Annotated in this window: 6 protein-coding genes; 1 reads left to right on the top strand and 5 read right to left on the bottom strand. The window is 69.0% G+C overall.

Going from position 1 to position 6,310, the window contains the following annotated elements; genetic code table 11:
* The coding region (locus tag ACZ7J0_RS33370; protein ID WP_470893759.1) for an integrase core domain-containing protein at positions 1-291 on the top strand (291 nt) is incomplete at its 5' end.
* Here ACZ7J0_RS33370 and ACZ7J0_RS33365 read toward each other — a convergent pair.
* From ACZ7J0_RS33365 to ACZ7J0_RS33345, 5 genes are all read right to left on the bottom strand, one after another.
* Positions 288-2,060, bottom strand: a complete 1,773-nt coding sequence (locus ACZ7J0_RS33365) for an IucA/IucC family protein (RefSeq protein ID WP_470893757.1) — start codon at positions 2,058-2,060, stop codon at positions 288-290. The two genes, ACZ7J0_RS33370 and ACZ7J0_RS33365, sit on opposite strands and share 4 nt — an antisense overlap.
* Entirely contained in the window at positions 2,057-2,605 is a 549-nt protein-coding gene (locus ACZ7J0_RS33360; RefSeq protein WP_470893755.1) for a GNAT family N-acetyltransferase, read from the bottom strand. Before ACZ7J0_RS33360 ends, ACZ7J0_RS33365 begins: the two co-directional genes overlap by 4 nt.
* On the bottom strand, positions 2,602-3,864 hold the full coding sequence (locus tag ACZ7J0_RS33355) for a lysine N(6)-hydroxylase/L-ornithine N(5)-oxygenase family protein (protein WP_470893753.1): 1,263 nt from the start codon (positions 3,862-3,864) through the stop codon (positions 2,602-2,604). Before ACZ7J0_RS33355 ends, ACZ7J0_RS33360 begins: the two co-directional genes overlap by 4 nt.
* The gene (locus tag ACZ7J0_RS33350; protein WP_470893751.1) at positions 3,848-5,290 is read right to left on the bottom strand and encodes a pyridoxal phosphate-dependent decarboxylase family protein; all 1,443 of its coding nucleotides are present in this window, start codon (positions 5,288-5,290) and stop codon (positions 3,848-3,850) included. The genes ACZ7J0_RS33355 and ACZ7J0_RS33350 overlap by 17 nt, the downstream gene beginning before the upstream one ends.
* A 153-nt stretch (positions 5,291-5,443) precedes the next feature.
* The gene (locus ACZ7J0_RS33345; RefSeq protein WP_470893749.1) at positions 5,444-6,307 is read right to left on the bottom strand and encodes a siderophore-interacting protein; all 864 of its coding nucleotides are present in this window, start codon (positions 6,305-6,307) and stop codon (positions 5,444-5,446) included.
* Positions 6,308-6,310: the final 3 nt, after the last annotated feature.

Here is a 6,310-nt window from a genome sequence, read left to right as displayed (position 1 = left end):
GACAACGGCGCCTGCTACAAGTCCAAGCTGTTCACCCAGACCCTCGCCGAGGCCGGCATCCGGCATAAAAAGATCCGGCCCTACCGGCCGCAGACCAACGGCAAAGTCGAACGCTTCAACCGCACCCTGCTCGAGGAGTGGGCCTACCTAAGGCCCTACACCTCAAACAACGAGCGAACCGAAGCCCTGACAGACTTCCTCCACACCTACAACCACCACCGCAGCCACACAGCACTCGGCGGACACCCACCCATCAACCGCGTCAACAACCCTGCGGGTCAATACACCTAGCGGGCGAACCGGGCGATCGGGTTCGCCAGGGTGCCGACGAGCTGGAGCGCTCCGGACGGGTCGGCCAGGTCCACCATCTGCTTGTTGTTCCGCAGCTGGAGCCGGTTCAGACAGGACAGCGCGAACTCCTCGGTGAACATGTCGTACCGCGCGAACTTCTCCGCCAGCTCGGGCACCGCCCGCTGGTACGCGGTGACGCACTCGGCGACGGTCTCCCAGAAGGTGTGCTCGTCGAGGACGCCCTCCGAGGCCAGCGTCGCCGCCAGGAAGCGGAAGAAGCAGTCGAAGACGTCGGTGAGGACCGACAGGAGCTTCATGTCCTCGGGGACCTCGGCGCGGATGCGCTCCACCGACGGCGGCAGGACCGCACCGGGGTCCATCACGCAGATCTCCTCGGCGATGTCCTTGAAGATCGCCCGGGCCACGGCGCCCTGCTCGTCGAGGACCAGGATCACGTTCTCGCCGTGCGGCATGAAGACCAGGTCGTACGCGTAGAAGCAGTGCAGCACCGGCAGCAGGTAGGCGTCCAGATAGCGGCGCAGCCACGCGGCCGGGGCCAGGCCCGACTCCTTGACCAGCGCGCCCGCGAACGAGGCGCCGTCGTGGTCGACATGGAGCAGGGAGGCCATGGTGGCGAGCCGCTCGCCGTCCTTGAGGGACGGGACGGGGCTCTCGCGCCACAGCGCGGCGAGCATCTTGCGGTACGGCGAGTACCGGTCGGTGGCGGCTTCGTACTCGAGGTGGCGGTAGCCGACCGCCGCCCGCTCGCGGATGATCGAGAAGCGTGCGGCCTTCAGGATCCCGTCGCGCTCGATCAGCGTGGCCAGCCAGTCGTTGATGGCGGGCGTCGCCTCCATGTAGGCCGCCGAAAGGCCGCGCATGAAGCCCATGTTGAGCACGGACAGCGCGGTTTTGACGTAGTGCTTGGCCGGGTCGCTCGTGTTGAAGAAGGTACGGATCGACTGCTGGGCCAGATAGGCGTCGTCGCCCTCGCCCAGGAAGACCAGGCGCTGCTGGGCGACCTCCGCGGCGAAGGTGACCGACAGCTTGTTCCACCACTGCCAGGGGTGCGCGGGGACGAGGAGGTAGTCGGCGAGGTCCAGGCCCTGCTCGGCGAGAGTACGGGCGAAGCCGTCCACGGCCTCGTCGCCGAGTTCGGCCCGGATGAAGCTCTCGTACTCGATCCCGGCGCCGGCGGTGAAGGTGGTGCGCTCACGGCGGGCGGCCAGCCAGATCAGCCGGATCTCCGCCGCCGCCTCGGGGGCGTAGGCACGGTACTCGTCGACGCCGAAGCCGAGCCGGCCGTTGTTGGCGACGAAGCAGGGGTGGCCCTCGGTCATGCCGGTCTCGACGGCCTGGAAGTCCGCCCTCGCGAGCTCGGCGGAGGGGACCGGCGTCTTGGTCGCCTTGTAGGCGGTGCCGGCGAGGGTGGAGGAGATCTCCTCCAGATAGACCGGCAGGACCTCGTCGGACAGGCCCAGGGCGCCGCGCATCTCGATGATGAACCGCAGCGCGTCCAGGGGGAGGCGCTCGCTGCCCCGGTGGCAGCTGATCGACTCCGGGTAGACCTGCCAGTGGTCGAGGGCGAACCGGGCGGCGGTGAAGCGGTACTCGGTCGAGCCGTCGTCGCTCACCACCCGGTAGCGGTCATCACCCAGCGGCTCGGGCGTCAGCAGCCGCTCGTGCGCGAACTCGGCGAGGCCCTTGCGGATCAGCAGCCGGGTGGCGGTGGCCCAGCGCTCGGGCGTGAGGTGCGCGACGGGGTTCACCGGGTCACCCCCACGGCCGTCTCGAACGCGGCGCGGGTGCAGAAACTGAGCAGGGCCTTCTTCTCCGGCTTCTGGATCTCGCGCTCGGGGACGAAACCGACGGCCTCGTTGAGCGCGTGCACGGCGGTGTTCCGTACGTCCGGCTCGACGACGATCCGCTCGGTCGCCGGGTCCGCGAACAGCTCGGTCATCACGGCGGTGATCACGGCGCGGGTGAAGCCGTGCACGGGCCGCTCGGTCGGCGCGACCAGGAAGTGCATGCCGACATCGCCCTGCTGCTTCTCGTACAGCCCGGCCAGCTCCACCTCGGCCGGGTCGTAGCGCTCCATGAGGAAGGCGGGCTCGCCGTCGTGGAGGCCGATGAAGGCGTCGTGGTGGGGATGGGCCGCTATCGCCATGTACTCCCGCTCGACGTCCTGGAGCGCGGCGCCCTGCATCATCCAGAAGGAGGCCTTGGGGTGCGTGACCCACGGGTGGATCAGCTCGGCGTCGGTGAGCGGGTCGAGGGGCCGGACCGCGAAGGTCCCGAGGGTGGTGGTGCTCATACGGCGAACTCCTGGAACGCGATCGACTTCTCTACGGGGTAGTACTCGGAGCCCAGCAGCTCACGGATGATGTAGGCGTTGCGGTAGGCGCCCATGCCCAGGTCGGGCGAGGTGATCGAGTGCGTGTGCACACCGGCGTTCTGCAGGAAGACGCCGCGGCCCGTCTCGTCGATCGAGTAGTTGCGGGCGACGTCGAAGCGCCCTTGGGCGTCCCATCTGAGCCGGTCGCGGACCGGCTCCAGGAAGGCGGGCGTGGCGTATTTGTAACCGGTGGCCAGGATCAGGCCCTCGGTCTGGATCTCGAAGTCCTTGCCCTGCTCCTCCTGGCGCAGCCCCAGCGTGTAGGTGCCGTTGTCGTACGAGGCGGTGTGGAGGGCGGAGTTGGTGAGCAGCCGGGTGGGGACGGGGCCGCCGAGGTTCTTCTGGTAGAGCAGGTCGAAGATGGCGTCGATCAGTTCGCCGTCGATGCCCTTGAAGAGGCCCTTCTGCTGGGTCTCCAGGCGGTAGCGGGTCGCCTCGGGGAGGGCGTGGAAGTAGTCCACGTACTCGGGCGAGGTCATCTCCAGGGTGAGCTTGGTGTACTCCAGCGGGAAGAAGCGCGGGGAGCGGGTGACCCAGTTCAGCCGGTAGCCGTGGACGTCGATCTCGGAGAGCAGGTCGTAGTAGATCTCCGCGGCGCTCTGACCGCTGCCGACCAGGGTGATCGACTCCTTGGCCTGCAGGGCGTCCTTCCACTGGAGGTAGCGGGAGTTGTGCAGGAAGTCGCCACCGAGGTCCCGGCAGGCTTCGGGGATGTACGGCGGGGTGCCGGTGCCCAGCACCAGCCGCGGCGCCCGGAACGTTTCGCCACCCTCGGTGGCGACCGTGTAGAGCTCGTCCGTCTCGTCGTAGGACACGGTCGTGACCGTGGTCGAGAAGCGGACGCAGCTCAGTTTGGCGGCGGCCCAGCGGCAGTAGTCGTTGTACTCGGTCCGCAGGGGATAGAAGTTCTCGCGGATGTAGAAGGAGTACAGACGCCCCTTCTCCTTCAGGTAACTGAGGAAGGAGTACGGGGACGTCGGGTCGGCGAGCGTGACCAGGTCCGACATGAACGGCGTCTGGAGGTGCGCACCTTCGAGGAACATGCCCGCGTGCCACTCGAAGTCGGGCTTGGACTCCAGGAAGAGGCCGTTGAGCTCGTCGATCGGCTCGGTGAGGCAGGCGAGCCCGAGATTGAACGGCCCGAGGCCGATGCCGATGAAATCAAGAGGCGTGGACAAGGGTCTCTCCCAGGTACTGCTCGGCGTGGCCGGCTATCAGATCGAGGACGGCGGTGATGTCGTGCACGGTCGTCTCGGGGTTGAGCAGGGTGAACTTCAGGTACTGGCGGCCGTCGACCTTGGTGCCCGCGACGACGGCCTCGCCGGAGGCGAACAGCGCCTTGCGGGCGTGGAGGTTGGCGCGATCGATCTCGGCGGGCGAGGTGACGTCCTCGGGGATGTAGCGGAAGACCAGGGTCGACAGCGACGGACGGACGACCACGTCGTAGCGCGGATCGGCGGCGAGAACGTCCCAGCCGGCCCCGGCCAGGTCGCAGACCTCGTCGAAGAGCTGTCCGACACCGTCGGCGCCCATCACGCGCAGCGTCATCCACAGCTTGAGGGCGTCGAAACGGCGGGTGGTCTGCAGGGACTTGTCGACCTGGTTGGGGATCTGCTCGGTGACCGCGCGGCGCGGGTTGAGGTAGTCCGCGTGGTAGGTGGCGTGCCTCAGCGTCGCCCCGTCCCGTACCAGCACGGCCGACGAACTCACCGGCTGGAAGAAGGACTTGTGGTAGTCGACCGTGACCGAGTCGGCGCGCTCGATGCCGTCCAGGAGGTGTCGGCGGGTGGGGGAGGCGAGCAGACCGCAGCCGTAGGCGGCGTCCACGTGCATCCACGCGCCGTACTCGTCGGCCAGCGCGGCGATCTCCGGCAGCGGGTCGATGGAGCCGAAGTCGGTGGTGCCGGCGGTGGCGACGATCGCCATCGGGACCAGGCCCTCGGCGCGGCAGCGCTCCAGCTCGGCGGCGAGGACGACGGACTGCATGCGCTTGTCGCGGTCGCAGGGGATGGAGACGACGGCCTGACGGCCGAGGCCGAGGAGCGTCGCGGACTTCTGGACGCTGAAGTGGCTGCACTCGGAGGAGAAGATCCGCAGTCTCGACAGGTCGTCCGTCCTGGCCTCCTCGCGGGCGAGCAGCAGCGCCTGCAGGTTGGACTGGGTGCCGCCGCTGGTGAAGATGCCGTCGGCCGCGTTCCCGAGGCCGATGCGCCCGGCGGTCCAGTCGATCAGCTTGCGCTCGATCAGCGTGCCGCCCGCGCTCTGGTCCCAGGTGTCCAGCGAGGAGTTCACCGCGGAGAGGACCGCCTCGCCGAGGACGGCGGGGATGACGACCGGGCAGTTGAGGTGTCCCAGGTAGCGGGGGTGGTGGAAGTACACGGCGTCCCGCAGGTAGACGCGCTCCAGCTCGTCGAGGGCGGCGGAGGTGTCGCCGAGCGGCTGGTCGAGGTCGACGGCGGAGACGACGGGCGCCAGCTCGGCGGGCGTGATGCCGGTGAACGGCCGCCGGGTCGAGGCGAGTTTGTTCGCCACCCGCTCGACGCCTTCGGTGACGGAGCGCCGGTAGCTCTCCGCCGTCGTGTCATTGAGCAGGTGCGAGCGCATGCACGGTCCTCCTGGGGACGGGGACGGGGCCGCTCCTCCGGACAGGAAGAGGGGGCGAGGGGGGCTTGTGAAGTAAGGTTAGCCTAACCTAACTTCAACTCGCAACGACCCTCGCCCCCTCGGGGCACGGCTGTTCAGCGATGTGCGCCGGACCTACGCGTCGTCCTCTGGCGTCTCGCGCAGGACGTCCTCGCTCAGTCCTTTGCGCCAGTAGCCCACGAACGTCACCCGACGGCGGTCCAGTTGACGCTCCTGCACGAAGTGGCGGCGCAACGCCTTCACCGAGCCCGACTCGCCCGCGATCCATACGTACGGAGCCGCGCCCGGCAGTTCCGCGGCGCGCACCGCGTCCACGGCGCTGGGCGCGCCCTCCTCGCGGACCAGCCAGGTGAGCGTGGCGTCGGCCTCGGTGGCGAGCTCGACGCGGTCCTCGGCGTAGGGGACTTCGAGGAAGACCTGCGCCCGGGTCTCGGCCGGAAGCCACTCCAGGATCGCGGAAGCGGCCGGAAGCGCCGTCTCGTCCGCCCAGATCACCACGGAGTCGGCGTCCTCGGGCAGGTGGAAACGCACCCCGGTGTTCTCCGCGACCGCCGGTCCGAGGACCACCACCCGGTCTCCGGCCGAGGCCTGCTGGGCCCAGCGGCACGCCGGCCCGGCGCCCGCCGCGTCAGCGGCCGATGTCACTGTGTGGAGGGCGAAGTCGATGTCGACCTCCCCGGACTCGGCACGCTGTTCCCGCACGGTGTACGAGCGCATCACGGCCCGTACGTCGTCGGGCATCGCGCGCCAGGCGCCCAGGACGCCGTACAGGTCGTCGTAGTCGATGGGGGGAAGGACCGGCTCACTCTGGCCGGGGTGGGGCAGGAAGAGCGAGAGGCTCTGGTCGCGGCCCCCGGAGACGAAGTCCTTCAGGTCCTCGCCGGTGAAGGTGACCCGGACCATCGACGGGCCGAGCCGCCTCGTCCGGTCGACCTGCAGGGCGAAGAAACGGAACGGGGCGGTCACGGCAGTCGTCATCTG

The sequence above is a fragment of the Streptomyces sp. NPDC038280 genome, assembly GCF_055600045.1.
Note: the sequence above shows the minus strand (reverse complement) of the source record. Positions and strands in the feature narration are given on the sequence as shown.

Coding starts and splice junctions, on each gene's coding strand:
- ACZ7J0_RS33350 (WP_470893751.1), bottom strand. CDS start 5,290: ATGCGCTCGCACCTGCTCAATGACACGACGGCGGAGAGCTACCGGCGC.
- ACZ7J0_RS33345 (WP_470893749.1), bottom strand. CDS start 6,307: ATGACGACTGCCGTGACCGCCCCGTTCCGTTTCTTCGCCCTGCAGGTC.
- ACZ7J0_RS33360 (WP_470893755.1), bottom strand. CDS start 2,605: ATGAGCACCACCACCCTCGGGACCTTCGCGGTCCGGCCCCTCGACCCG.